At 34.2% G+C, this 25,837-nt stretch carries 26 protein-coding genes; 16 read left to right on the top strand and 10 right to left on the bottom strand.

Annotation, left to right across the window (positions count from 1 at the left end; genetic code table 11):
- Nucleotides 1–153: 153 nt before the first annotated feature.
- Nucleotides 154–549, bottom strand: coding sequence for a hypothetical protein (locus B6D18_RS05055; RefSeq protein ID WP_144063952.1), 396 nt, complete (start codon nt 547–549; stop codon nt 154–156).
- Between the two features lie 174 nt (nt 550–723).
- On the opposite strand from B6D18_RS05055, the gene proS reads away from it, so the two are divergent.
- From proS to B6D18_RS05040, 3 genes are all read left to right on the top strand, one after another.
- Entirely contained in the window at nt 724–2,439 is a 1,716-nt protein-coding gene (gene proS / locus B6D18_RS05050) for a proline--tRNA ligase (protein ID WP_086363447.1), read from the top strand.
- 18 nt (nt 2,440–2,457) lie between these two features.
- Nucleotides 2,458–3,039 (top strand): dual specificity protein phosphatase family protein, encoded by a 582-nt coding sequence (locus B6D18_RS05045; RefSeq protein WP_086363446.1) that lies wholly within the window; start codon nt 2,458–2,460, stop codon nt 3,037–3,039.
- A gap of 139 nt (nt 3,040–3,178) precedes the next feature.
- Nucleotides 3,179–4,630 carry a M48 family metalloprotease gene (locus B6D18_RS05040; RefSeq protein ID WP_086363445.1) on the top strand — a complete coding sequence of 484 codons (1,452 nt, stop codon included), beginning with the start codon at nt 3,179–3,181 and terminating at the stop codon, nt 4,628–4,630.
- Between the two features lie 60 nt (nt 4,631–4,690).
- On the opposite strand, the gene B6D18_RS05035 is transcribed toward B6D18_RS05040, so the two are convergent.
- Together B6D18_RS05035 and rluC are read right to left on the bottom strand one after the other, a co-directional pair.
- On the bottom strand, nt 4,691–5,350 hold the full coding sequence (locus B6D18_RS05035) for a histidine phosphatase family protein (RefSeq protein ID WP_086363444.1): 660 nt from the start codon (nt 5,348–5,350) through the stop codon (nt 4,691–4,693).
- A gap of 26 nt (nt 5,351–5,376) precedes the next feature.
- Nucleotides 5,377–6,357, bottom strand: a complete 981-nt coding sequence (gene rluC / locus B6D18_RS05030; RefSeq protein ID WP_086363443.1) for a 23S rRNA pseudouridine(955/2504/2580) synthase RluC — start codon at nt 6,355–6,357, stop codon at nt 5,377–5,379.
- A 150-nt stretch (nt 6,358–6,507) separates the two neighbouring features.
- Here rluC and dsbB point away from each other — a divergent pair, with 150 nt between their 5' ends.
- The 4 genes from dsbB to rapZ all read left to right on the top strand — a co-directional run bounded on the left by dsbB (nt 6,508) and on the right by rapZ (nt 9,396).
- Nucleotides 6,508–7,041 (top strand): disulfide bond formation protein DsbB, encoded by a 534-nt coding sequence (gene dsbB / locus B6D18_RS05025; RefSeq protein ID WP_086363442.1) that lies wholly within the window; start codon nt 6,508–6,510, stop codon nt 7,039–7,041.
- Between the two features lie 74 nt (nt 7,042–7,115).
- Complete coding sequence (rluA, locus tag B6D18_RS05020) at nt 7,116–7,772, top strand: bifunctional tRNA pseudouridine(32) synthase/23S rRNA pseudouridine(746) synthase RluA (RefSeq protein WP_086363441.1); 657 nt, start codon at nt 7,116–7,118, stop codon at nt 7,770–7,772.
- Between the two features lie 77 nt (nt 7,773–7,849).
- The gene (locus B6D18_RS05015) at nt 7,850–8,446 is read left to right on the top strand and encodes an XTP/dITP diphosphatase (protein WP_086363440.1); all 597 of its coding nucleotides are present in this window, start codon (nt 7,850–7,852) and stop codon (nt 8,444–8,446) included.
- A 101-nt stretch (nt 8,447–8,547) separates the two neighbouring features.
- Complete coding sequence (gene rapZ / locus B6D18_RS05010) at nt 8,548–9,396, top strand: RNase adapter RapZ (protein WP_086363439.1); 849 nt, start codon at nt 8,548–8,550, stop codon at nt 9,394–9,396.
- 6 nt (nt 9,397–9,402) lie between these two features.
- Here the strand turns inward: rapZ and B6D18_RS05005 are convergent, their stop codons facing one another.
- On the bottom strand, nt 9,403–10,215 hold the full coding sequence (locus B6D18_RS05005; protein ID WP_086363438.1) for a divergent polysaccharide deacetylase family protein: 813 nt from the start codon (nt 10,213–10,215) through the stop codon (nt 9,403–9,405).
- A complete protein-coding gene (gene envC, locus B6D18_RS05000) occupies nt 10,212–11,423 on the bottom strand; it encodes a murein hydrolase activator EnvC (RefSeq protein ID WP_086363437.1) in 1,212 nt (403 codons plus the stop codon). The genes B6D18_RS05005 and envC overlap by 4 nt, the downstream gene beginning before the upstream one ends.
- 203 nt (nt 11,424–11,626) lie before the next feature.
- Between envC and glyQ the strand changes: the two genes are divergently transcribed.
- From glyQ to ybaK, 4 genes are all read left to right on the top strand, one after another.
- Nucleotides 11,627–12,559: a glycine--tRNA ligase subunit alpha gene (gene glyQ / locus B6D18_RS04995; protein WP_086363436.1), complete on the top strand. Its 933-nt coding sequence runs from the start codon at nt 11,627–11,629 to the stop codon at nt 12,557–12,559.
- A gap of 10 nt (nt 12,560–12,569) precedes the next feature.
- Nucleotides 12,570–14,642 (top strand): glycine--tRNA ligase subunit beta, encoded by a 2,073-nt coding sequence (gene glyS / locus B6D18_RS04990; RefSeq protein ID WP_086363435.1) that lies wholly within the window; start codon nt 12,570–12,572, stop codon nt 14,640–14,642.
- Between the two features lie 498 nt (nt 14,643–15,140).
- Nucleotides 15,141–15,518 (top strand): hypothetical protein, encoded by a 378-nt coding sequence (locus B6D18_RS04980; protein ID WP_086363433.1) that lies wholly within the window; start codon nt 15,141–15,143, stop codon nt 15,516–15,518.
- Nucleotides 15,519–15,604: 86 nt separating this feature from the next.
- Nucleotides 15,605–16,090, top strand: coding sequence for a Cys-tRNA(Pro) deacylase (gene ybaK / locus B6D18_RS04975; protein WP_086363432.1), 486 nt, complete (start codon nt 15,605–15,607; stop codon nt 16,088–16,090).
- A 157-nt stretch (nt 16,091–16,247) separates the two neighbouring features.
- Here ybaK and B6D18_RS04970 read toward each other — a convergent pair whose 3' ends face one another.
- From B6D18_RS04970 to B6D18_RS04955, 4 genes are all read right to left on the bottom strand, one after another.
- Nucleotides 16,248–16,520 (bottom strand): HU family DNA-binding protein, encoded by a 273-nt coding sequence (locus tag B6D18_RS04970; RefSeq protein ID WP_065558407.1) that lies wholly within the window; start codon nt 16,518–16,520, stop codon nt 16,248–16,250.
- 176 nt (nt 16,521–16,696) lie between these two features.
- A complete protein-coding gene (locus B6D18_RS04965; RefSeq protein ID WP_086363431.1) occupies nt 16,697–17,290 on the bottom strand; it encodes a YjaG family protein in 594 nt (197 codons plus the stop codon).
- Nucleotides 17,287–18,357, bottom strand: a complete 1,071-nt coding sequence (hemE, locus tag B6D18_RS04960) for a uroporphyrinogen decarboxylase (RefSeq protein ID WP_086363430.1) — start codon at nt 18,355–18,357, stop codon at nt 17,287–17,289. The genes B6D18_RS04965 and hemE overlap by 4 nt, the downstream gene beginning before the upstream one ends.
- A gap of 82 nt (nt 18,358–18,439) precedes the next feature.
- A complete protein-coding gene (locus B6D18_RS04955; RefSeq protein WP_065578265.1) occupies nt 18,440–19,345 on the bottom strand; it encodes a LysR family transcriptional regulator ArgP in 906 nt (301 codons plus the stop codon).
- A 211-nt stretch (nt 19,346–19,556) separates the two neighbouring features.
- Between B6D18_RS04955 and rpiA the strand changes: the two genes are divergently transcribed.
- The 5 genes from rpiA to mutH all read left to right on the top strand — a co-directional run bounded on the left by rpiA (nt 19,557) and on the right by mutH (nt 24,040).
- On the top strand, nt 19,557–20,216 hold the full coding sequence (rpiA, locus tag B6D18_RS04950) for a ribose-5-phosphate isomerase RpiA (protein ID WP_086363429.1): 660 nt from the start codon (nt 19,557–19,559) through the stop codon (nt 20,214–20,216).
- A gap of 69 nt (nt 20,217–20,285) precedes the next feature.
- The gene (gene serA, locus B6D18_RS04945; RefSeq protein WP_086363428.1) at nt 20,286–21,527 is read left to right on the top strand and encodes a phosphoglycerate dehydrogenase; all 1,242 of its coding nucleotides are present in this window, start codon (nt 20,286–20,288) and stop codon (nt 21,525–21,527) included.
- A gap of 597 nt (nt 21,528–22,124) precedes the next feature.
- Nucleotides 22,125–22,661, top strand: coding sequence for a Dps family protein (locus B6D18_RS04940; protein ID WP_086363427.1), 537 nt, complete (start codon nt 22,125–22,127; stop codon nt 22,659–22,661).
- 81 nt (nt 22,662–22,742) lie between these two features.
- Entirely contained in the window at nt 22,743–23,291 is a 549-nt protein-coding gene (locus B6D18_RS04935; protein WP_086363426.1) for an NADPH-dependent FMN reductase, read from the top strand.
- Between the two features lie 74 nt (nt 23,292–23,365).
- The gene (mutH, locus tag B6D18_RS04930; RefSeq protein WP_086363425.1) at nt 23,366–24,040 is read left to right on the top strand and encodes a DNA mismatch repair endonuclease MutH; all 675 of its coding nucleotides are present in this window, start codon (nt 23,366–23,368) and stop codon (nt 24,038–24,040) included.
- A 234-nt stretch (nt 24,041–24,274) separates the two neighbouring features.
- Here mutH and argA read toward each other — a convergent pair whose 3' ends face one another.
- Nucleotides 24,275–25,603 carry an amino-acid N-acetyltransferase gene (gene argA / locus B6D18_RS04925; protein ID WP_065578259.1) on the bottom strand — a complete coding sequence of 443 codons (1,329 nt, stop codon included), beginning with the start codon at nt 25,601–25,603 and terminating at the stop codon, nt 24,275–24,277.
- Nucleotides 25,604–25,837 lie beyond the last annotated feature (234 nt).

Below are 25,837 nucleotides of genomic sequence, written 5' to 3'. Positions count from 1 at the left end.
TTGCTCGTAATTATAGTTAAAAACGACTTATATTTAGTGCTATATTATGGTGATAACTATTGTCGAATCAAGCCATTAATTGAGATTAAATTGTTAACATAAAAAATTTTTGAGGAACGGGGTTTTTGACAGCTAATTTTAGCTAAAAAACTCTCAAAATTTTGATACCGAATCATAGTAACAAACAACACCTAAATCTGACCGTATAATTTCCATAAAGCCACCTGACAATATTTCAGAGGGGTCAGGAAAAAAACTAGGTTTGTCTTTTAATATCAATTTACCAAAAAGTTCATTTTCAAAATATAAATCGCCATCATCACTAATGGTAATATAGTCATCAGACTCAATAAAACTAGGACAGGGACATTTCGTTGTATATTTCATTGTGTCTAAAACGCGACAACCATCAGTTCGCCAAGAAAACTCTAATATCTCTTGATAACTTAAATCAAACAAATGATATTTAACAAATTTAATCGGCAAATATAAAATAAGACCTATTAAAAAGAGAAAGAATAAACGTTCTATTAATTTACGTATGTTCAATTTCCATTTATCCATATTGTTTAGTAACTGATTCTCAATAAAGGAAAATTTATCACAAATAAACATTTATAACCATATTTACCAATAAAATTACTTTTGTGTTGCGCATGGTACTGTTAAACTAGTTAACATTTTTATTATATCTATGTATAAATTAGTTTTCAGGATAAATGTATGCGAACCAGTAAATATCTTCTATCTACATTAAAAGAAACACCAGCAGATGCTGAAGTAATTAGCCATCAATTAATGTTACGTGCCGGTATGATCCGTAAAGTTGCTGCCGGATTATATACCTGGTTACCTACAGGTTATCGCGTGCTGAAAAAAGTCGAAAATATTGTTCGTGAAGAGATGAATAAAGCTGGTGCAATTGAAGTATTAATGCCTGTGGTACAACCTGCCGATATATGGCAAGAAAGTGGTCGCTGGGAACAATATGGTCCTGAATTACTACGCATTAAAGATCGTGGTGATCGTGATTTCGTCTTAGGCCCAACTCATGAAGAAGTGATCACTGACTTACTTCGCAATGAAGTAAGCTCTTATAAGCAATTACCTCTTAATGTATATCAAATTCAGACCAAATTCCGCGATGAAGTACGACCTCGCTTTGGTGTTATGCGTTCGCGTGAATTTATTATGAAAGATGCATACTCATTCCACACCTCTCAAGAATCATTACAAGAAACCTATGATGATATGTATAAGGCTTACAGTGCTGTATTTACTCGTGCTGGCTTAAATTTTAGAGCGGTAAGAGCTGATACTGGTTCGATTGGCGGTAACTGGTCACATGAATTCCAAGTATTAGCTGATAGTGGTGAAGATGATATTGTTTTTTCAACTGAATCTGATTATGCGGCAAATATCGAAATGGCACAAGCACAAGCACCAACTCAAACTCGCCAATCTCCAACTAAAGAGATGCAGCTAGTTGATACTCCAGATGCCAAAACTATTGATGAATTAGTAGCTCAATTCAATTTACCAATTGAAAAAACCGTTAAAACGTTAATGGTTAAAGCCACTAAAGAGAGTGGTTACCAACTTGTGGCTTTATTAGTTCGTGGTGATCATACTTTAAACGAAATCAAAGCAGAAAAAATCGATATTGTGGCGTCTCCACTTGAATTTGCAACCGAAGATGAAATTCGCACATTAGTCAATGCAGGACCAGGCTCTCTAGGACCAATAAACCTAAATATGCCAATGATTATTGACCGTGATGTTGCTGTAATGAGTGATTTTGGTGCTGGTGCCAATATTGACCATAAACATTATTTCAATATCAATTGGGAACGCGATGTTGCTTTACCTCGCATTGAAGATATCCGTAATGTAGTTGAAGGCGATGTAAGTCCTGACGGCAAAGGTACATTGCAAATTAAACGTGGTATTGAAGTTGGACATATTTTCCAACTTGGTACTAAATATTCAGAAGCAATGAAAGCAACAGTGCAAGGTGAAGATGGACAAAATCATGTGATGATCATGGGTTGTTATGGTATTGGTGTTAGCCGAATAGTTGCCGCTGCAATCGAACAATGCCATGACGATCGTGGAATTATTTGGCCAGAAGCCATAGCACCATTTAGCGTTGTTATTATTCCAATGAATATGCACAAGTCAGAAAGAGTACAGGCGACGGCAGAAAAACTCTATGCCGATCTACAAGCTGCTGGTGTTGAAGTACTATTTGACGACCGTAAAGAGCGCCCAGGTGTAATGTTTGCTGATGCTGAATTAATTGGTATTCCACACACTATTGTTATTGGTGATCGTAACCTTGATAATGGTGATGTAGAATATAAACATCGTGCAGGCGGAGATAAAGAATTGGTAAAAGTAAACCAAATTATTGAATTTATTAAAAGTCGTCAACAATAAACATAAAGAACAGTAGTAATGATGAATAGGGCACAACAAGTAATGGCTCACTTTAGTTTGCAAATTGCCAAAATAGTGAACATTATGTTGTTGTGTTGCTTAAGTTTTATCATTAGCAGTTGCCAGTCGAATGTTAATTCTAACCTTTTTCCTAATAACTTCCATCAAGTATCTAATGACATATATCGCTCTGAACAACCATCATTAAAACAGATAAAACAACTTGATAAACTCGGCATTAAAACCATAATTAATCTACGATTATGGCATAGCGATCGGGATAAAGTTGCTAATACTGAAATCAGTGAGGTTTGGATCAATATGCGTGCTGGAGATATTTCCGATGAAAAAATCATTCAAATCCTTAAAGCAATCAAAACCTCACCAAAACCGATATTAATTCATTGTTGGCATGGTAGTGATCGCACAGGGGCAGTGATTGCTATGTATCGTTTAATTTTTCAAAACTGGAGTAAACATCAAGCTATTGATGAATTAATGCAACCTGAGTTTGGACACCATTATAATATTTATCCCAATATCAAAAACTACATTAACAATGTTGATATTGATCAAATTCGCCAAGCAGTATTTGAATAACACTATTATTTAATATTATTAAATCGAGCAAATAAAATACTATAGTAGTAATAGCTCAAATTGATAAAAAATTCAAAGTGATATTGTCTTTTTTTTAAGCTAGAATACTTAAATATTAATCTTTATATGAGTTAAAAGTATGTTAAAAAAAGCAATCGCATTAATAATATCTACATCGTTGCTATTACAAAATACGTCTATCGTTTATGCTAATAACATTAAACTACCCGATATGGGAACCGCAGCTGCAGCAACATTAAGCATCGGTCAAGAAAAAGAGATGGGCGATTATTATATGCGCTTGTTACGAGGTAGTGCTCCAATTATTAATGATCCGGTTTTGAATCAATACATCAATGATTTGGGTAAAAAATTGGTTTCCAAGTCTGAATCGGTACAAACTCCTTTTCATTTCTATATCATGAAAAGTAATGTGCTTAATGCCTTTGCCTTTTTTGGTGGTAATGTTGTTGTTCATTCAAGACTAATATTGGATACCGATAATGAGAGTCAATTAGCATCGGTAATGGCTCATGAAATCGGGCATGTAACACAACGACATTTAGCTCGAGCTATGGAGGCTCAAAATAATAATAGTCCTTACGTTTGGGGAGCCACACTTGGTTCGTTATTATTAACTTTAGCTAATCCGGAAGTGGGGATTGCGGGAATAACAACCACCATGGCGGGTTCAACACAAAGTATGATTAATTTTACCCAATCAAATGAACAAGAAGCAGATAGAGTTGGACTTAGAACATTGGCAAAAGCAGGCTTTGATCCTTATGCTTCTTCTGAATTTTTACAAAAACTTGCCGATCAAAGTCGCTTTAGCAGTAAACCACCTGAAATCCTAATGACTCACCCCTTACCAAATAGTCGTTTATCGGATATTCGTAATCGTTCGTTACAATACTCAAAAAAGAATATTATACCATCTTTAAATTATTACTTAGCCAAAGCTAGAATAGCAATACGGATGAGTAATCAAACTAATGCTAGATTATTGATTGAAGATTATCGTAAACTGAATAATGAACAAAGTAAAATAGCGGTAATTTATGCTAATGCTTTAATTGATTACAATAATAATAATTACCAAAAAGCCAAACAACAATTACAACCACTATTAGATAATAATCCAAATAATATTTGGTATATTGATTTAATGACAGATATTGATTTGGCACTTAATAATGGTAGTACGGCTATTAGTCGCCTACAATCGGCATTAAAAAGATCACCTGATAGTTCCGCATTGCAATTAAATCTAGCTAATGCTTATATAAAAACTCGTAATTATCAACAAGCAGTAAGTCTATTACATCGATATACTTTTGATCATAGTGATGATACTAACGGTTGGGATTTATTAATAATAGCTTATGGCGGACTAAAATCAAGAGCTCAAGAGATGAGCGCACAAGCTGAATCAGTAGCACTAGAAGGAAATTTTCCGGACGCAATTCGATTATTGATTAACGCTAAAACTCAAGCAAAAGGTAATCAAACCTTAATTTCAAAATTTGATGCAAGAATTAATCAATTAAAACAGTTGCAAAAACGTTATGCTGTCTATAGTAGAAAATAGACTCACATTTCAGGCTAATGTTACTAATAGCATTAGCCTGAAAATGTCAAAGAATAATAATTAATCGTCTAAATGATCAACATTATTATAAAATTTAACTGAATATTCACCATCTTGTTGATCGTTGTTCTGTTTATAATTAACCACGCTAATACTGGTATTTAACATTCGAGGAAAATAGTTTTCATCACGATGTTGACGCCAATCGCCACCATTTAAAACACAAAGTAATATTCGTAACACCGTACCATGTGATACAACTAAAATATTACCATTATCTTGCGGTGCATTTTTAACAATTTCATTTAAAGCATTTTTCATACGAGATAGCACATCAAGGTAATTTTCACCCTGATTAACAGATGCATCAAACTTTTCTGGTTCAGTTAAATAGGTATTAAATTCTGGGAATTCTTTTTTTAGTAAAGGTACATGTCTACCTTCCCAAAGACCAAAATCCATCTCTCGTAAACCTTCAAGTTCAAAAGAAGGAATTACATTATCATTTTCATTAACAATATAGTCTCGAGTTTCCATTGCTCGTTGTTGAGGGCTAGAATAGGCTTGTATAAATGGCGTATTTTTTAGATGCTTTCCGGTTATTTTGGCACCTAAAATGCCATTTTCAGTAAGAGGTGAATTTTGTGACCCCTGCATCTGATCTTTAATATTCCATTCTGTTTGACCATGTCTAATTAAGTATAAATTAAGATCTTTCATGCTTATTAATTACCTTCTCATTTTAATCATTCTGTTTGTTGATGTTTGTCATCTCTAATCTTTGTCAAACAATTTTGCAATACATCATCCAACGGAGCATTTAATTGCATCTCTTGTAAAGTTTTCGGATGAATAAATTTTACATTAGCGGCATGTAAAAATAATCGATTAAGTTTACTATCAGCTAATAATGCATCGAATTGACTATCACCATAGCGATCATCAAATGCAATTGGATGATTAGCATATTGAGTATGCACACGAATTTGATGAGTACGACCAGTTACGGGGCTCGCCTTAACTAAGGTTGCAAAACCGAAACGTTCTTCTACTTTAAATCTCGTTTCTGAAGGCTTACCTTCGGCATTGACCTTAACCACTCGTTCACCACTTTTAAGAACATTTTTTAATAATGGTGCTTGTACAACTTTGCATTCAGAAGGCCAATTACCTTTCACTAAAGCTAAATAATTCTTTTGCATCTGTTTCAAACGTAATTGTTCATGCAGAGACTTTAACGCAGAACGTTTTTTCGCAATCAATAAAATACCTGATGTTTCGCGGTCAATTCGATGCACTAATTCTAAAAATTTTGCTTCTGGTCGTAAGGCTCTTAGGCCTTCAATAACACCAAAACTTAGACCACTACCGCCATGTACGGCAATTCCAGATGGTTTATTAATGGCTAAAATAACATCATCTTCATAAATGATTGCCTTCTCCAAATCAGCAACTTTATTTAGCTTTGTGGAAATCTCTGGCACCGTTTTTTCGGAAATACGTATAGGAGGGATACGCACTTGGTCACCAATAGCTAACTTGTATTCTGGTTTTATTCTTTTTTTGTTAACGCGAACTTCACCTTTTCTAAGTATGCGATAAATCATACTTTTAGGCACACCTTTAAGGTGTGTAATTAGAAAGTTATCAATGCGTTGGGCCTCATTTTCTTCACTAATTGTGATAAATGAGACTTGTTGTTTTGTTTGTTGAACTTTTGAGTCCATAAGAAAAGATTAATCCACCGTTTATAAATAAAAGTCGTTTCACATTATTAAAAAATAAACTACACTACTACTGGCTAAAAATTAATATCGATTAATTTCAATAAAATGAATTTGACACGATTATAACGGAATCCGGAGGAATAAAACAGTATGTTATCTCTGCTCAATCAATACTCTCGCGGTAGAGTTGCTTGGTTTTTATTATTTCTTTCCACCTTTATTTTTGAAATAACCGCTCTCTATTTTCAACATGGCTTAGGTCTAGCCCCTTGTACATTATGTATTTATCAACGTTGTGCAATTTACGGCATTATGCTTGGTAGCTTAATTGGGCTGATTGCGCCTAGCAAACTAATTTTTCGTTTAACGGGTATTTTGGTATGGTTATTTAGTGCCATTAAAGGTTTTAACTTAGCAATGTTTCATGCCCATTTACAGTTTGAACCAAATCTAGGTGATACCTGTTCTATTAATGTACAATTTCCTTCTTGGTTAGCGTTAAATGAATGGTTACCAAGCATGTTTAATGCTTATGGCTCATGTGCAGACAAAATTTGGTCTTTTTTAACTATTGAAATGTCGCAATGGATGATCATTATTTTTGCTTGTTACCTTTTGGTGAGTTTGGTGATACTCTTTTCTCAGTTTTTTTCACCGAATAAAAAATCAATCTGGAGTAAATAAACTTTTCGACTAGCGCTTTTTGGTAAGTTTGTTAGAATGTGTGGCAATTTAATTTTACAAATTATCACACATTCATGCTTTTGGAATATCATCCCCCCATTGATCCGTGGCTAACTATTTTATATCAAGATGATCATATTGTTGTTGTTAATAAACAACCCGGTATATTATCTGTTTCAGGCAATAAACCACAATTTATAGATAGCATTATCCATCGTTTACAACAAAAATATAGCTATGTTGAATCAGTCCATCGTCTCGATATGGCGACCAGTGGCATCATGGTTGCCGCTTTATCAAAATTGGCTGATAGAGAAATTAAAAAACAATTCCGCGAACGAATACCGAAAAAAAATTATATTGCAGTAGTTCATGGCCATCTTGAAAATGATACTGGCCAAGTCGAATTACCATTAATTTGTGATTGGCCTAATCGTCCACGACAAATGGTTGACCACGAAAACGGCAAATATGCATTAACCCATTATCAAGTTATTGCTCGTAATGATGATAATACCACTAGAGTTGCACTATTTCCGTTCACAGGACGCTCCCATCAATTACGAGTTCATATGCAAGCAATCGGACATCCAATATTAGGGGATAAATTTTATGCTCATCCTGAAGCATTTTCGATGTCAAAACGATTATTGTTACATGCACAACTACTCACAATAAATCACCCTAAAACCGGGGAGAGTATGACATTTTGCTGTGAGCCCGATTTTTAAATTTTAAGCAATATTTCTATCAGTAATATTCAATTTACTAATAGCTATATAACACAAATTAATTATGGAGTCATAAAATGCAAAAAATTGTTTTAGCTACCAACAATCAAGGAAAAGTTAACGAATTACAACAGCTTTTAGCCAATGCAGGCTTTGATGTTGTAGCCCAAAGTGCATTCAATGTTCCTGATGTAGAAGAAACCGGTTTAACATTTATTGAAAATGCTATCTTAAAAGCTAGACACACTGCAAAGCTGACACAATTACCGGCGATTGCTGATGATTCTGGTTTAGTTGTTGACGCGCTTAATGGTCAGCCAGGCATCTATTCAGCTCGTTATGCCGGAGAACATGGCAATGATAAAAGTAATAATGAGAAATTATTACTTGCATTAAAAGATGTAGCAAAAGAAAAAAGAACCGCATACTTTTATTGTGCGCAGGCTTTTATGCGACACGAAAATGATCCAACGCCTATTATTTGTTTAGGTAAATGGAACGGATTAATTTTGAATGAACCACATGGCAATGGTGGGTTTGGTTATGATCCATTATTTTTTATTCCAGAACTTAATTGTAGTGCAGCAGAACTAACCAAAGAGCATAAAAGCCAAATTTCTCATCGTGGACAAGCACTTAAACAATTAATTGCCAAAATAAAAACTGAGTACTAGCCAGATAATCTGGCTTTTCCGATCACTGTTTATTTCCAATAATTGCACATGTTGAACTAAACGGTATATACTAGAGCACCAATTATTTTGGAGTTGATATTGTGATATTATTGATAGTAAGTGGCCGTTCAGGTTCAGGAAAATCAATTGCATTACGCGCATTAGAGGATATGGGATTTTATTGTGTTGATAATATTCCGATCGCTTTATTACCACAACTTGCTGAATCATTGAAAGATAATAATATCCCTGTTGCTGTCAGTCTAGATATTCGAAATTTGCCTGATAATTTTGATTTTAATCATGATATTCTCCAACGTTTACCCTCTTCTGTTACACCTGAAATAATCTTTTTTGATTGTAGTCGTAATACACTGATTCGACGTTATAGCGAAACCAGACGAATACATCCCCTTACTAATCAAAAATATTCATTAGAAGAAGCTATCGATTTAGAAGAAACCTATTTAGAACCTTTAAAATCACATGCGAGTTTGATGATAAATACTGACAACCTTTCAGTTCATGAGTTATCAACTATTCTTAGAACCAGAGTTTTAGGTAAAAAAGAACGAGAATTAACCATGATCTTTGAATCATTTGGATTTAAACATGGTTTACCTGTCGATGCTGATTTTGTGTTTGATGTTAGATTTTTACCTAATCCCCATTGGGATATCAATTTACGGCCATTAACTGGCTTAGATGAACCAGTTAAAAACTATTTATTAAAACATGATGAGGTAGCGAATTTCATTTATCAAACCGCCAATTATCTACAACAATGGTTGCCTATGTTAGAAAAAAATAACCGTAGCTATCTGACTATAGCCATTGGTTGTACCGGTGGACAACACCGCTCTGTTTTTATTGCGGAACAATTAGCCGAGTTTTTTAAAGCGCAAAATAAACAAGTTCAAATTCGTCATCGCACGCTTGAAAAGCAATAACTGTTGTTATTCTAAAGAATTAAGATTTGATATATCTGTAAATCGTTTTTTATATTTTTCAAATATATCTTTAATTGTCGGTTTAAGTTTAGCTTTAGTTGGTGATGTAATCAACTGACTAACTTTCACTAATTCAATATCGTCAGGTAAATTAGCTAATTTAGTACGTAAGACATTCACGGTTTGTGGATGAGGGTGGCCAATAGCAATGGCATAACCATTTTTTTGGGCAATTTTTATTGCCAAATCAAACTGCTGAGCAATAGCATATTCTTTTTGTTGATCATCTAAAAAGACATCGCGTCCAATAACCGCTATATTGTATTCACTTGCTGCGTTTTTTACTTGAGTCTTACCTATCGTTTTACTATCTAAAAAAAACATTGAATAGTGACTTAATGCCTTCATGACGTTATGCATACCATTTAAATTTGCAGTCATTAAACTGCCCATATGATTATTCACCCCAATAGCATATGGCACACGGGAAACCGCATCATCAACGATTCTTTTTACTTCCAACTCACTCATATAAGGAAATAGAGTATTTTTTTCTAATGGTTGCTTACCTAAAGGGGCCATGGGTAAGTGAATAATGACATCATTACCATGTTCATGGGCCATGGTCGCAATTCGTCTAGCATTAGGTGAATGAGGTAGAACGGCAATAGTGATATTAGATGAGAATGAAATAATCTGTTCTTCATTGTGCTGCCGATAACCAAAATCATCTATTACTAATGCCAATTTTGCTGCTAATACATTATTAGTATTAAATAATAAAAATAATACCACTACTTTTAACAGATGTTTTATCATTTTAACCAGCCACTTGGATCTAATGCTTTACCATCTCGACGAATTTCAAAATAAAGTCCAGAGGTATTTTGACCACCACTTGAACCAACAATAGCAATTGGCTGTTGAGCTCGAACTTTTTCGCCTACTTCAACTAACACGCGTTGGTTATAACCATATAAACTCATATCGCCTTTACCATGTTCAAGTGCAACAACAAATCCATAACCTTGTAACCAACTAGCTAAGATAACGCGCCCATCAGCAATGGCTTTAACTTGAGTGCCATCTCTGGCATTGATGACCATCCCTTTCCAACGTAGTTCACCTTGTAATGTTTCACCAAATCGATGAACAGTATTTCCATTTACTGGCCAATTAAATTGGTGTTGTGGTTTACCAATACCACTGACTCGAGCCATTAATGCTCGTTCGTTGGCATTAAGTGTATAATTGGTATTCTTTTGTTGTTTTTCTTCTATATTTCTTGCTTGCCTTGCCTCTTCTTCAGCTATTTTTCGACTTTCCCGTTCCGCTTGGGCAATTCTAGCCTGTAATTTTGCTTCATTATCTTTAAGCTCGTCTAATTTCTGTTGATTTTTCTGCATCGAGGCTTCAAGCAAACTTATCGTCTTTTTACGACTTTGGTGATTTTTTTCAAGAGCTAATTGTTCCTGTTTCTGTTTTGTATTTAATGCTTTTTGAGTACTCTGTGTCTTTTTCAAAGCCGTTTTCTTGTCACTAAGTTGTATTTGTGTTTCGCGAAGCATATTTATTTGCTGTTGCCGAGCTTCATTAATATAGCGAAAATAAGTAATAAGACGCTCATTACGCTCACTTTGTTCGCTAGCAAAAATAAGTTTAAAGTTGGTGTTTTTTCCTAGTTTGAAGGCACTTTCTAACTGTTTTGCTAACTCATTGCGTTGTTGTTGTTGTTTAATTTTTAATTCATTGATTTGCTTAATTAAAGAATTTATTTCACTATTTAGCTTTTTAAGTGTAAGACTATTTTTCTCTATTGATGAAAGTAATTTAGCTATTTCGGTCTCTTGCTCTTTAAGATCATTAACTAATTGAGCCCGCTCTTTTTTTTGCTCAGCTAGACGTTTTTCTTGTTCTTCGATTGAACGACGTAACGATTGTAATTGTTGATTATCATCGGCATACACAAAATGTGTATTTATTAATCCCCAAAAAAATATAATCAACAGTTTATGATAAATAGACATGGCCTTATTATTTTTGATTTTTTACCAAGCAATATAGATGACTTCACTATACCGACAAATGGCTAAAGATGCAAAATGAAAACTATCTTGTGTAGCTTAATCAATATAAAGTAATTAGGCATTTCACAAGCTCTAATAAAAAGTATAAAATGTAGCACTATTTAATTTGTAGAAAAAATTAACACAACCATAAAGATAACATCATGCAAAAGTTTAATGTCAAAACCTTTCAAGGGTTAATACTTACGTTACAAGATTACTGGGCTAATCAAGGTTGTACAGTGATTCAGCCATTAGATATGGAAGTCGGTGCCGGTACTTCTCATCCAATGACCTGTTTACGAGCACTTGGTCCAGAACCAATTAATGCAGCTTATGTTCAACCATCGCGACGCCCAACTGATGGTCGTTATGGTGAAAATCCGAATAGGTTACAGCATTATTATCAATTTCAAGTTATCTTAAAACCATCACCAGATAACATCCAAGAACTCTATCTAGGCTCTTTAAAAGAACTTGGCCTTGATCCAACAATCAACGATATCCGTTTTGTAGAAGATAACTGGGAAAACCCAACACTAGGTGCATGGGGATTAGGTTGGGAAGTATGGCTAAATGGCATGGAAGTAACACAATTTACCTATTTTCAACAAGTCGGGGGCCTAGAATGTAAACCTGTCACCGGTGAAATTACCTATGGATTAGAACGACTAGCAATGTATATCCAAGGTGTAGATAGTGTTTACGACTTAGTTTGGAGCGATGGAGCATTCGGTAAAACTACTTATGGTGATGTTTTTCATCAAAATGAAGTCGAACAATCAACCTATAATTTCGAATACGCTAATATTGATTTCTTATTTTATTGTTTTGAACAACATGAAAAAGAAGCAAAATTATTACTTGAATTAGAAAAACCGCTGCCGTTACCAGCTTACGAACGTATTTTAAAAGCGGCTCACTGTTTTAATTTATTAGATGCTCGTAAAGCAATTTCGGTAACCGAACGCCAACGTTATATCTTGCGAATCAGGACATTAACCAAAATGGTGGCTGAAGCATATTACGCATCTCGTGAAGCACTAGGCTTTCCAATGTGCCAAAATTCAAGTTCTAACCCAAATGCAGCAGAGTAGGAGTTGATATATTATGCAAAAAACATTTTTAGTGGAAATCGGTACTGAAGAGTTACCACCAAAATCACTCCGTTCTTTAGCCGAAAGCTTTGCAGCTAATTTTATTGAACAACTTGATAATGCTAATTTAGAGCACGGTGAAGTACTTTGGTATGCATCACCACGCCGTTTAGCGTTAAAAGTTTTGAATCTAAATGATACTCAACCAGATAGTCAAATTGTTAAACGGGGACCAGCAGTGAGTGCAGCATTTGATGCAAATGGTAACCCGACAAAAGCCGCCGAAGGTTGGGCTCGTGGTTGTGGGATTGATGTTTCACAAGCAGAACGAGTTCAAACCGATAAAGGTGAATGGCTATCTTATACTCACAATCAAAAAGGTCAACCAGTTGTCAATTTACTTTGTGATATGGTTAAAAATGCCTTAAATAAATTGCCGATCCCTAAACCGATGCGTTGGGCTGCTCGTCAAGTTGAATTTATTCGACCTAGCCATACAGTCACTATGTTATATGGTGATGAACTTGTACCCGGTATCATTTTAGATATTGAATCAGACCGAATCATTCGTGGTCACCGCTTTATGGGCGAGCAACAATTTACTATTGATAATGCTGACCAATATCCAGAAATTCTTGAGCAACGCGGAAAAGTTGTCGCTGACTATGACAAACGAAAATCAATCATTAAACAGCAAGCTGAAGAAGCAGCAGCTAAACTTAATGGTAAAGCAGACTTAACCGAAAGCTTACTTGAAGAAGTTTCATCATTAGTTGAATGGCCAGTGGTATTGACTGCTAAATTTGAAGAAAGATTTTTAGAGGTTCCAGCTGAATCATTGGTATATACCATGAAAGGCGATCAAAAATATTTCCCTGTTTACGACAAACAAGGAAAATTGTTACCAAATTTCATTTTTGTTGCTAATATTGAGTCCAAAGATCCGCAAGTTGTTATTTCTGGGAATGAAAAAGTCGTTCGTCCACGTTTAGCAGATGCTGAATTCTTTTATAAAACAGACTTGAAGCAAAGCTTAGAAGATCGTCTTCCTCGCCTTGAAACTGTTTTGTTCCAACAACAACTAGGTACAGTTAAAGATAAAGCACTTCGTATTGAAGCCTTATCTGGTTTTGTTGCTGAAAAAATAGAGGCTAACATTGAACAAGCTAAACGAGCAGGGAAATTAACTAAATGTGATTTAGTCACCAATACTGTATTTGAGTTCCCTGAAACACAAGGCATTATGGGACGATACTTAGCGATTAAAGATGGTGAAAGTATTGAAGTTGCCACGGCTATTGAAGAACAATACAAACCGCGTTTTTCTGGTGATGAACTACCAGGTACAGCAGTTGCTAGCGCTGTCTCAATTGCTGAGAAAATGGATACATTAGCGGGTATTTTTGGTATTGGACAACATCCAAAAGGAGATAAAGATCCTTTTGCGCTTCGTCGTGCTGCTATTGGCGTATTACGTATTATTGTTGAAAAATGTTTACCTATTGATTTAGTTGAATTAGCTAATTTTGCCACATCATTATATGGTGATAAATTAACTAATCAAAATGTTGTTGATGACATTGTCAACTTTATGCAAGGTCGATTCCGAGCTTGGTATCAAGAAAAAGGATTTGCTATTGATACGATTCAAGCAGTGCTAGCCATCAATCCAACTAGACCGGCTGATTTTGATGCCCGAGTCAACGCTGTAACACATTTTAGAACGTTACCAGAAGCTTCTTCATTAGCTGAAGCTAATAAACGAGTATCAAATATTTTATCGAAAACCGCAGACACTATCCCTGAAAGTATTAACGCTTCATTACTCGAAGCTGGCGCTGAAGGCGAATTAGCGATGCAAATAGCAATATTAACAGATAAGTTAGCACCTTATTTTGCTAAGGGACAATATCAAGAGGCTTTAGTTGAATTAGCATCACTTAAAGCACCTATAGATACCTTTTTCGAGAAAGTTATGGTGATGGTTGATGAAGAAAAAATTAAACTTAACCGATTAGCTCTTTTAAAGAAATTACAAAATTTATTTTTAAAAGTTGCTGATATTTCATTACTGCAATCATAATTATTAAATTCAATTTATACGCAGTGGTAATACTTGTATTACCACATTAAAGGAAACATGATGAATTCACAAAAAAACTTCTCATTTTCAACTATTTTTCAACAAACGATTAACTTTATCCGTAATCGATTTTCCCTAATAGCGATATCAAGTATTGTACTTGGGTTAATTAATACCCTAATTATAAATTATATAATTGATCTCGAACGCCTAATGGTAGATTTAGAATTATTGAATCAATTCGGTATGGTCTCCAATTATGTTATGCAATCCTTCCTAGTTCTATATTTGGTGAATGTAGTTTTGGTTTCAATCATATTGAGCATTATCTGTAATTTATCAATGAGTAACAAACTTAATCCAAGTTTAATATTCTCGCGAATACTTCCAATATGCCTGAATATACTTGGTTTTTCTGTTTTATATATGTTAATTTGTATTCCTATCATTATTTTATTATTACTAATCCTCAGCATAATAGGATTACTTCTCCCCCAAATGATATCATTACTATTAATCGTGGTTATAGCTTGCATAGCTTTTGTAATTTATAAATCGATTTTTAATTATTTTCTCGTTTCAGCGGCACAACCTAACTCAATGCTTTTTTTTCAAAGATTTAGTGCCTGCCACAAGATTTTCTTCCAAAATTGGAAAGCCCCTGTTTTAATGATTTTAATCGATACTATTGTTATTGCAATACTGAGTGGTATTAGTTCTTTATTAGAAAAAAATATTGTTGTTGATGCTATATCTACTTCATTGGCTGTGTTTGCTGATTTCTTTATATTTAGCTTCTTTTATCGCTTATATAGCGTAAATAATAATGTTGAATCATCAAAATTAGACGAAAATAATCAACAAATAATGTCCTAATTATAATCATCATCTCTATTAATCGCACTTAATAGGGATGATTAATTTCTAATTCTCACCAAAATCTTTATGTTACGGTTATTATTATGACGCCAGCCATTAGATTACTAAAAAATCAGAAAATTAAATTTAAGATTCATCAATATCAGCACGATGCCGATCAGACTCATTATGGTCAAGAAGCAGTAAATAAGCTTGGATTAGAGCTTAATATTGTTGCCGGTCAGATATTTAAAACCTTAATTGTGAGCATCAATGGCGATAATAAAACATTAGCAGTTTGTGTTCTACCGGTTGATTGTTCTTTAGATCTCAAGCTAGTTGCTAAAATATTAGATTGTAAAAAAATTGGACTGGCCGCTCCACATTTAGCACAAAAAACCACTGGTTATGTCGTGGGAGGAATTAGCCCATTGGGTCAAAAAAAATTACTACCTACGCTGATTGATATTAGTGCTAAACAGTACCAAACAATGTTAGTTTCTGGTGGCAAACGAGGATTAGAAATCGAAATATCCCCACATGATTTAGCCAGCCTATTGAATGCTAAATTTAGCAAATTAACCACTTAAATGACCATTGATAAAGACTCATAATAATTAAGAAAAACTTATAGTTTGTAAAAAAGAGAAAAGAAGAGAATTGGGACATTAACAACAAGGCCATAACTTATCCATGTATGGCCTTTGATGTTACCCTATCAATAATGATAGGAAAAAAACAATAACATTATTTGATTGCTTCTTTTAAGCTTTTACCAGAAACAAATGCTGGTACTTTACTTGCTGCGATTTTAATTTCTTTACCAGTTTTTGGATTACGACCAGTACGAGCTTTACGAGCATTAACTTTAAATGTACCAAAACCAACTAGTTGAACCGGCTCACCAGCTTTTAGTGATTCAGTGATAGCAGCAAGAGTTGCTTCTAACGCTGTTTTAGCGGCAACTTTAGTAATATCAGCTTTACTAGCGATAGCATCTACAAGTTCTGTTTTATTCATGGAGATATCCTTACATATTTATTTTATTGTTAAAGTTAACATTTTTAGCAAAGTTAATCACTTAATTTTGCTTCTGTAAACATCATTCAGATTACATTGCTGTTAAATGTAGTCTATATTTGTATAATGTTAAAGAAAAATTTAATAAAAATTAAAAAAATCACTCCGCAAGCGATTTAATCGCTCAAAAAAACACCAATATTACTCGTTTTAGTAGATCTTATATCCTCCTTTAAGCCTTTAATTAGATCAACCATTTCGTTGTTTTCATTACTTAATAATCGAAAAATATCCCATTGTAAGTCAAATTCTTCAATAACACTAGGTAATTGCGATTGTTCTTGCTCCGAAAGTTCAATATTGTCCCTTGTCATTTCAAATTCAGCTACTGTCGTTGCCGAGATACTACTCACTTTAGCAGAATGTTCGACTATTTCACCACTGATATAAGAATGTAAAATCTCACTCAGCGCCTGACAAGCATCAATAGCAGGATAAACTATATACGGACTATCTTCGTTGAGGATTGGAATTATCAATTCCAGTTTTTCGAGTTGTAAATCAAAATTGATTTTAACATTTTCTACTAATAAAGACTCCCAAATTAAATCAAGAATTTTTTTATAACCGACAGCTGATTGTTCATCTTGTTGTAAATGGCAATAATAAACAAAGTTTGGATACATTCGTTCACATAAGCAAACCATGAATAAACGTTGTTGCCATACAGCTAACTTTGCTATTCTTAATTGAACTGGATTTTTAATCATAAATGGAACCTTTTGGACTGTTGATGTACTGCATTAACTAAATATTGTACATGCTCAATTGGGGTATCTTGATGAATACCATGCCCTAAATTAAAAATATGACCATTATAATGACCAAAATCAGTCAGCACCGATTCAACTTGAGACTCTATGGTTTCTTTGTTAGCGTACAATATTGAAGGATCTAAATTACCTTGTATAGTAATATTACCCTTTTGAGCAATTAGATTCAAATCCACAGTCCAATCAACACCTATTGCATCACATCCTGATTTACAAATTGTATCCAACCATAAACCGCCCCCTTTCGTAAATAGCGTAACAGGGACATAAGAAGTAATATTATCACTTTTCTTACCACGCTTTAATTGCGAAAGAATTAATTGCATATAATGCAAAGAAAATTCACGATAACTCTGATGGCTAAGTATCCCGCCCCAAGTATCAAATATCATAATTGCTTGTGCACCGGCATCAATTTGTGCATTTAGATACAGTGCCACACTATTAGCCAATTTTTCTAATAATAGATGTAGAGCTTTTGGTTCACAATAAAGCATTTTCTTTATTTTTGTAAAAGCTTTACTACTACCACCTTCAATCATATACGTGGCTAATGTCCATGGACTACCAGAAAAGCCGATTAATGGTACTTTACTGGATAACTCTTGCTTAGTTAAACGAATGGCATCCATCACATATTTGAGCGATTGTTCCGGATCGGGTATTGGCAATTGTGCTATATCAGCCAAACTAGAAATCGTTTTTTCAAATTTTGGTCCTTCACCAGCTTCAAAATATAATCCAAGTCCCATGGCATCAGGAATGGTTAAGATATCAGAAAAGATAATTGCGGCATCAAGATCAAAGCGTCGCAATGGTTGTAAAGTCACTTCACATGCAAGTTCAGGTGTTTGACACATTGTCATAAAATCACCCGCTTTAGCTCTAAGCTGTCGATATTCAGGCAAATAGCGACCAGCTTGACGCATCATCCAAACTGGCGTGTAATCTACCGGCAAACACTGTAATGCACGTAAGTAACAATCGTTTTTCAATTGGCTCATCTTTTAGTTCTATAAATTTGCTGGTAGTTAATAAAATAGTTAAAATAACAATTTTGTTAGCTAAAAATAGTTTATGCGACAGTTATTTTCGTTCCGCAGGTTGAGATAATATCCGCTGCGCATAACGAATTAACGTTTCGGAAATATTTTGCATTACACTACTTTCAGGAGCAAAGCGATGCCAATACAGCATTCGTCTTTGAAATAAACCTTCAGTTAAATTAACTAATTCCCCTGTTTTTAACTCTTGCTCAACTTGTAACATAGGAATCATACAACATGCAGAACCTTGTTTAGCTAACTGGACAAAAGCTTCTGACGAACTAGTGATATGGCAAATTACACTGCCTGGTGTCAAATTAAAATTTTCCTGTAAAAAGGCTTGATGCATATCGTCTAAGTGATCAAAAGCAACTGCAGGTGCTTTTAAAAGCGATGAACGGGTTACCCCATTCGGAAAATATTTTTTTGCAAATTCAGGCGAAGCAACAAAGATATAATCTAATGCGCCTAATAAATCTGATAAGCATCCTGGTAAAGGATTTGGTTGAATACTAATTGCCGCAACAACAGTACCTAAACGTAAAAGTTCTAAGGTATGCTCTTCATCTTTAACTTGAATATCAAAACGTAAAATATTTTTATCAAGAACTGGTTTTAATGCTGGTAAAAACCATGTTGCTAACGAATCAGCATTAATAGCAATTGATAGTGACAATGGGGTAGTATTTTGTTCATTATCTCCTAACCATTGCTGCTCTAATAATTCGACTTGATGTAATAATCCGAGAAGATGTTCGCCTTGTTTGGTCGCTTTTGGAGGAATAGTTCGTACTAATAACTGCTGACCAAAAAAGCTTTCCAATTGCTTAATACGTTGCGAAACCGCTGGTTGTGTTATACACAATTTATCAGCCGCTCGTTCAAAACCTCGTTCTTTTATCACTGCATCTAATGCTTGTAATGCTCTATAATCTGGACGCTTCATAATCTCTTTACTAATGATTTGATCTCTGCTTGGTCATTCAAGCTATTTTTATTTTGCAAAAAATTTGAAATCGATCTAAAACTTTATAGATTTTCTTAAAATACTAATGATTTTTGCTTTCCAATTAGTTACTATGCCATATATTGAACAATTTTGCTTTTAAAATTTTAAAATTTTTTTGATCAAAATCATATTTACATACGGTGATATCATGACACAAGATGAACTAAAAAAGGCTGTAGGCTGGTCAGCGCTAAAATATGTTAAGCCTGATTCATTAGTTGGCGTTGGAACTGGGTCTACTGCGGCGCATTTTATTGATGCACTTGCGACAATAAAAGATCAGATAAAAGGAACTGTCTCTAGTTCAGAAGCATCAACTGAAAAATTAAAAAGCTATGGAATTCCTGTATTAGACTGTAATGAAGTAGATAGCTTAGATATTTATGTCGATGGTGCCGACGAAATTAATCATCATATGCAAATGATTAAAGGTGGTGGAGCAGCTCTAACCCGTGAAAAAATCGTATCAGCTTTAGCTAAGCAGTTTATTTGTATCGTTGATGAATCTAAAGTTGTCGATGTCCTTGGCAAATTCCCTTTACCAGTAGAAGTCATTCCTATGGCTCGTTCTTATGTTGCTAGAGAATTATTCAAACTTGGTGGCAAACCAATTTATCGCCAAGGTGTTATTACCGATAATGGTAATGTCATTTTAGACGTTCATGATCTCATTATAGCCAAACCAATGGAATTGGAAAATCGTATTAACAGCATTGCTGGAGTAGTTACTGTTGGATTATTTGCCAATAAAGGGGCTGATATTGCCTTAGTCGGTACTAGTTCTGGTGTAAAAGAATTAACAAAATAAAAGATTGCATTTTTGATGGATAATTTTGTGTTTACAATCAATTAAAATATTAAGCATAGAGAGGAATAAATGGCTGTTCAGGCATTAACGAAAGACAAAAACAAGTTTCTATTACTTGAAGGTATCCACCCTAGTGCAGTTGAAACACTTAAATCGGCGGGCTTTAACAACATTGAGTATCATAAGGGGGCACTATCGAAATCTGAGCTTGAAACAGCTTTAAAAGATGCCAGATTTATTGGTATTCGTTCCAGAACACATTTAACTAAAGAGATCATTGATGCAGCGCCAAAATTAGCCGGTATTGGTTGTTTTTGTATTGGCACTAATCAAGTTGAACTTGACGCAGCGACAGTTAAAGGTATTCCGGTTTTTAATGCGCCATTTTCAAATACTCGCTCTGTAGCGGAGCTAGTATTAGCTGAAGCAATATTATTACTTCGCCGGGTACCGGAAGCTAACGCTAAAGCCCATCAGGGTAAATGGAATAAACTAGCAACAGGCTCGCACGAAGCTCGAGGTAAAAATTTGGGTATCATTGGTTATGGTCATATTGGTAGCCAGTTGAGTGTATTAGCTGAATCATTAGGGATGAATGTCTTTTTTTATGATATTGAAACCAAATTATCACTAGGAAATGCCAAACAAATTCCAACAATGCAAGAATTACTTGCTATCAGTGATATTGTCAGTATGCATGTTCCAGAAAATCCAACCACAATTAACATGATTAGCCAGCCTGAAATTGATATGATGAAAACAGGTGCAATATTGCTCAATGCATCACGTGGTAGCGTGATTGATATCGAAGCGCTAACACAAGCTTTAGAAACCAATAAACTAAGCGGTGCTGCAATTGACGTTTTCCCAACGGAACCTGCTACCAATAATGATCCTTTTGAATCACCTTTATGTAAATTTGATAATGTTATTATTACTCCTCATATTGGCGGTTCAACCAGTGAAGCACAAGAAAATATCGGTATTGAGGTTGCAACTAAATTAGCGAAATATTCCGATACTGGTGCAACCCTTTCAGCGGTTAACTTCCCTGAAGCTTCATTACCGATTCCAGCAAAAGGTTCAAGCCGTTTTATCAATATTCACCATAATCAACCTGGGGTATTAACGGCTATCAATACATTATTTGCTGAACAAGGTCTAAATATTTCTGCCCAATATCTACAAACTGATGCTAAAATAGGTTATGTTGTTATTGATATTGATAGAGTTGAACAAAATAAAGCCGAAGAGTTATTAATTAAGCTGAAAAGTGTTACAGGTACAATTCGAGCAAGATTATTGTTTTAATTTTTATCATTAAAAATGATTTCGGTCGTTATTATTTAAAAAATTATATATCACTAATAACGGCCATCACAAAATCATATACTCGAAAATTCCGTAATGCTATTCATTAAAAATGACTGGTAACGATTAAAACAATTTTAATATAATAATAAAAATGTAGCTTTCGTTACCAAATTTAACCAATAATTTCAGGCTAAAAAACCCCTTTCCTCAATTTTTTTGATTTATATTTTATAAATATTTTTCTTATCTAATGGTTTTAGATTTTTAAAAATAGTAAATAGTATCAGTCAAGATTGTCATTCAGAGTTAAAGTAAGTCAACTAATATTTGTTTAGCAAATAAATTTTGTCATCTAATTGATAAAAATATTGATGCTATAAATTATTTAAAATGGCTTTAATGTGATCATAATTTGCAAAATTAATCGTTGTTTTGAAATTTATTTTTAAATATTTAGTAAATAATTTTTAGTTAATTTATTCATAGATTATTGATATAACAGCAATAGTTAACAATGACTGTTTTTTACTGATGAGTTGGCGTAATTTGATATTACAAAGTTATTTTACTTTTCAATTAACAGGAGAATCTAATATGGCTAAAAGTACGACTTCGGCAAAAAGGCTACAACAAGCAGCTATTTTGTTTCCAACTGATTTAGGTCAAAAGGCATCAAAAGATATTTCCGGTGCCATGAACTCTGTATTAGCAGATGTATTTGCTTTATATTTAAAAACCAAAAACTTTCATTGGCATGTTAGTGGCCCTCATTTTCGTGATTATCATTTAATGTTAGATGATCATGGAGAAGAGTTATTTGCAATGACAGACCCAATTGCTGAACGTGTACGAAAATTAGGCGGCACAACGCTACGTTCAATTGGTCATATTTCGAAATTACAGAGTATCTCTGATAACGATGCTGATTTTGTTGAACCGTCAGATATGATAGCTGAACTCTGCCAAGATAATATTAAACTAACTACTCGTATGCGTGTAGCCCATGATATTTGTGATAAATATAATGACTCAGCAACAGCAAGTTTAATTGAAGAATGGATAGATCAAACTGAAAAACGCGCATGGTTCTTATTTGAAACTGGGCGTAAATTAGACTCTTCTGGTCACTAAAATCTAGTGGCGATGAGTGATCATCCCGAATAAGAGACACATATTGTGTCTCTTTATCTTTTGAATAAGGGAGAATTACAAATGAGTAAAAAAATTGCTGTACTTGTTGGTAGTTTACGTAAAGATTCCTACAATTTAAAAGTCGCAAAAGTATTACAACAGATAGCGCCACAATCACTTTCTTTAAATATTATTGAGATTGGTGATTTACCGTTTTATAACGAAGATATTGATGTAGATTCACCACCCAAATCTTATGAACGTTTTCGTCAACAAATTGCCAATTGTGATGGTGTTATATTTGTGACACCAGAGTATAATCGAGGCTTGCCGGCAGTGATTAAAAATGCTTTAGATGTGGGTTCTCGCCCTTATGGTAAAAATGTTTGGTCGCAAAAACCAGCTGTGGTAGTTTCTGTCTCTCAAGGTGCTATTGGTGGTTTTGGAGCAAATCATCAGTTACGACAATCATTAGTTTTTCTTGATATGCCAACACTACAACAACCAGAAGCTTATATTGGTAATATTAACAGCGCTTTTGATGAAAACAGTAATATTAGTGAAAAAACGAAAGCATTTCTTTCATTGATCATTAATAGTTATGCTAATTGGGTTGAAAAACTAAGTTAATAATGATTTATTTTAATATCCACAGCCAATATAATGAGTTGTGGATATGATTAAAGTTATTTAAAACAGATTAAATGAAAAATTTCCAACCTTGCAATGAACAAGAATTGTTAAACCGAGCCAGACTCGCTGCAGGTTATAGTTTTGGTGAGATAGCTAACTATTTAAATATTGCTATTCCAGCTAATCTTAATAAGCAAAAAGGATGGGTAGGTAATTTAATTGAAACTTTTTTAGGTGCTAATGCTGGTAGTAAAGCCGAACGTGATTTTGCTAATTTAGGCATCGAATTAAAAACTATTCCAGTTAATAAACAAGGTAAACCACTTGAAACAACTTTTGTCAGTGTCCTCCCATTAATGGCTAATCATGGTGTAATTTGGGAAACAAGCCATGTGAAATATAAACTAAGTAAAGTTCTGTGGATCCCTATTGAAGGAGAACGAAGTATACCCCTAGCCCAGAGAAAAGTTGGCCACCCCATATTATGGACACCAACTGAACAACAAGAGCAACAACTTAAACAAGATTGGCAAGAGTTGATGGATATGATTGTACTTGGTCAGGTTGAAAAGATTACTGCCCGTTATGGTACTTATTTACAGATCCGTCCTAAAGCTGCTAATGGAAAAGTTTTAACTGAAGCTATTGGTGAAAACGGCCAAATTATATTAACGCGTCCACGAGGATTTTATTTAAAAAAATCATTTACGTTACAAATTCTGCAAAATGCGAATTGTTATATTTAAAGTGAGTCAACATAGCATTCATCTCCCCTTTAATCTTGCGTATCCTTTCTATTATTCAATAATGCTATTTCTTCCATAAACAATAAGCAATTTTTTACCTTCTACATAGAATCATATTGATAGTTTATTGATATAGCCATCGTTTACCTTAAATTAATAATTAGGCAATCTTACAGTTAGTCAAAATAAAAAAGTCCAACTTTGAATAAATTGGACTTTTAAAACTAGATATAGTTAAACTAAATCAAACATTAAAATTTTAGAATTTCTCTGATAATTATAGAGTTGTTTCTTTTTAATAGGCAGGTCATCGACTTCAGCTGGATTAAAGCCTTTTTCACGAAACCAGTGAATACTACGAGTAGTCAACACAAAGATCTTTTCTAACCCTAAATTGTGAGCCGTTTCTGCAATTTTTTCTAATAATAGATCACCTCGTGACGAGTTTCGATATTGAGGATGAATCGCTACACAAGCCATTTCGCCCATTTTTTCTTCCGGATATGGATAAAGAGCTGCACAGCCAATCGTCATATTATCACGCTCAATAATGGTAAATTTATCAATTTCAATTTCTAACTGTTCTCTTGAGCGTTTAACCAAAATACCTTGTTCTTCAAGTGGACGGATCAATTCTAAAATACCACCGATATCATTTATCGTTGCGGTACGGACTTGTTCTGAATGTTCCATTGACACTTGAGTTCCAATACCATCACGTGAAAATAGTTCCTGCAGAATAGAACCATCGACAAGATAACTGACTAAATGGCTACGACGTACACCATTACGACATGCTTTTGATGCAGCACGTAAAAAACGCGCTTCACTAGATAAATGCTTACCACTTTGCTCTTTGTTATTAACGTAATTATCGGCATCAATCGGAAAAAGATCGGTAATAACATGATTGTTTTCATCAAGCACGCCTTGCTCAGCACAAAAACTGATTAATTTATCAGCTTTAAGGCGAATAGCAACTTCAGCGGCAACATCTTCGGACGATAAGTTAAAACTTTCACCAGTAACTGATACTCCTACAGGCCCTAATAATACAATTGATCCTCGATTCAATTGTTCATCAATTGCCTCATTGTTAATTCGCCGAATTTTCCCGGTGTGACAATAATCCACTCCGTCATCAACACCTAATGGCTGTGCAATAACAAAATTACCGCTAACAACATTGATATGTGCACCTTGTAACGGCGTATTATTTAAGCTCATTGATAAACTTGCTGTTATATTGAGCTGTAATAACCCGGTCACCTGTTTAACAATGTCTAAAGTTGCTGCATCAGTAATTCGAGTATTTTTATGATATCTAGGTTGGATATTATGACTTTTGAGTGATTCATCTATTTGGTTACGAGCCCCATTCACAATAACCAATTTAATGCCTAAACTATGCAATAAACCAATGTCACTAATAATGCTTGCATAATTATGACTCTTTAGTACTGCACCTGTTAATAAAATAACGAAAGTTTTTCCTTGATGAGCATTAATATAAGGTACCGAATGCCTTAAACCATCAACCAATTCAGTTGTTCTTTCTTTCATCTTATCACCACCAAAATGAATATTTATTCATATTTTTTGTATTTTTATTTATTTTTTAGTTAATAGCAAGTCTTTTTTGATAAGTTCAACAAGCTAAAGTTCGATACTGACGTAGGAAAAAACTTTTATTAAATTCGCTAGGAAATGATAAAACATTAATTTATTAAGATGCTTATAGACAAGAGCCGTCATTAAGACGGCTCAGTAATCATTTTAGTTATTCGAGTGATTCAC

The organism is Gilliamella sp. A7, assembly GCF_002142015.1.
Classification (GTDB): domain Bacteria; phylum Pseudomonadota; class Gammaproteobacteria; order Enterobacterales; family Orbaceae; genus Gilliamella; species Gilliamella apis_A.
This window is presented reverse-complemented; position numbering and strand designations above follow the sequence as displayed.

Excerpts from the sequence above, each read along its gene's own strand:
- proS (WP_086363447.1), top strand. The coding sequence starts at position 724 with ATGCGAACCAGTAAATATCTTCTATCTACATTAAAAGAAACACCAGCA.
- B6D18_RS05045 (WP_086363446.1), top strand. The coding sequence starts at position 2,458 with ATGATGAATAGGGCACAACAAGTAATGGCTCACTTTAGTTTGCAAATT.
- B6D18_RS05040 (WP_086363445.1), top strand. The coding sequence starts at position 3,179 with ATGTTAAAAAAAGCAATCGCATTAATAATATCTACATCGTTGCTATTA.
- B6D18_RS05035 (WP_086363444.1), bottom strand. The coding sequence starts at position 5,350 with ATGAAAGATCTTAATTTATACTTAATTAGACATGGTCAAACAGAATGG.
- rluC (WP_086363443.1), bottom strand. The coding sequence starts at position 6,357 with ATGGACTCAAAAGTTCAACAAACAAAACAACAAGTCTCATTTATCACA.
- dsbB (WP_086363442.1), top strand. The coding sequence starts at position 6,508 with ATGTTATCTCTGCTCAATCAATACTCTCGCGGTAGAGTTGCTTGGTTT.
- rluA (WP_086363441.1), top strand. The coding sequence starts at position 7,116 with ATGCTTTTGGAATATCATCCCCCCATTGATCCGTGGCTAACTATTTTA.
- B6D18_RS05015 (WP_086363440.1), top strand. The coding sequence starts at position 7,850 with ATGCAAAAAATTGTTTTAGCTACCAACAATCAAGGAAAAGTTAACGAA.
- B6D18_RS05005 (WP_086363438.1), bottom strand. The coding sequence starts at position 10,215 with ATGATAAAACATCTGTTAAAAGTAGTGGTATTATTTTTATTATTTAAT.
- envC (WP_086363437.1), bottom strand. The coding sequence starts at position 11,423 with ATGTCTATTTATCATAAACTGTTGATTATATTTTTTTGGGGATTAATA.
- glyQ (WP_086363436.1), top strand. The coding sequence starts at position 11,627 with ATGCAAAAGTTTAATGTCAAAACCTTTCAAGGGTTAATACTTACGTTA.
- B6D18_RS04980 (WP_086363433.1), top strand. The coding sequence starts at position 15,141 with ATGATATCATTACTATTAATCGTGGTTATAGCTTGCATAGCTTTTGTA.
- ybaK (WP_086363432.1), top strand. The coding sequence starts at position 15,605 with ATGACGCCAGCCATTAGATTACTAAAAAATCAGAAAATTAAATTTAAG.
- B6D18_RS04970 (WP_065558407.1), bottom strand. The coding sequence starts at position 16,520 with ATGAATAAAACAGAACTTGTAGATGCTATCGCTAGTAAAGCTGATATT.
- B6D18_RS04965 (WP_086363431.1), bottom strand. The coding sequence starts at position 17,290 with ATGATTAAAAATCCAGTTCAATTAAGAATAGCAAAGTTAGCTGTATGG.
- hemE (WP_086363430.1), bottom strand. The coding sequence starts at position 18,357 with ATGAGCCAATTGAAAAACGATTGTTACTTACGTGCATTACAGTGTTTG.
- B6D18_RS04955 (WP_065578265.1), bottom strand. The coding sequence starts at position 19,345 with ATGAAGCGTCCAGATTATAGAGCATTACAAGCATTAGATGCAGTGATA.
- rpiA (WP_086363429.1), top strand. The coding sequence starts at position 19,557 with ATGACACAAGATGAACTAAAAAAGGCTGTAGGCTGGTCAGCGCTAAAA.
- serA (WP_086363428.1), top strand. The coding sequence starts at position 20,286 with ATGGCTGTTCAGGCATTAACGAAAGACAAAAACAAGTTTCTATTACTT.
- B6D18_RS04940 (WP_086363427.1), top strand. The coding sequence starts at position 22,125 with ATGGCTAAAAGTACGACTTCGGCAAAAAGGCTACAACAAGCAGCTATT.
- B6D18_RS04935 (WP_086363426.1), top strand. The coding sequence starts at position 22,743 with ATGAGTAAAAAAATTGCTGTACTTGTTGGTAGTTTACGTAAAGATTCC.
- mutH (WP_086363425.1), top strand. The coding sequence starts at position 23,366 with ATGAAAAATTTCCAACCTTGCAATGAACAAGAATTGTTAAACCGAGCC.
- argA (WP_065578259.1), bottom strand. The coding sequence starts at position 25,603 with ATGAAAGAAAGAACAACTGAATTGGTTGATGGTTTAAGGCATTCGGTA.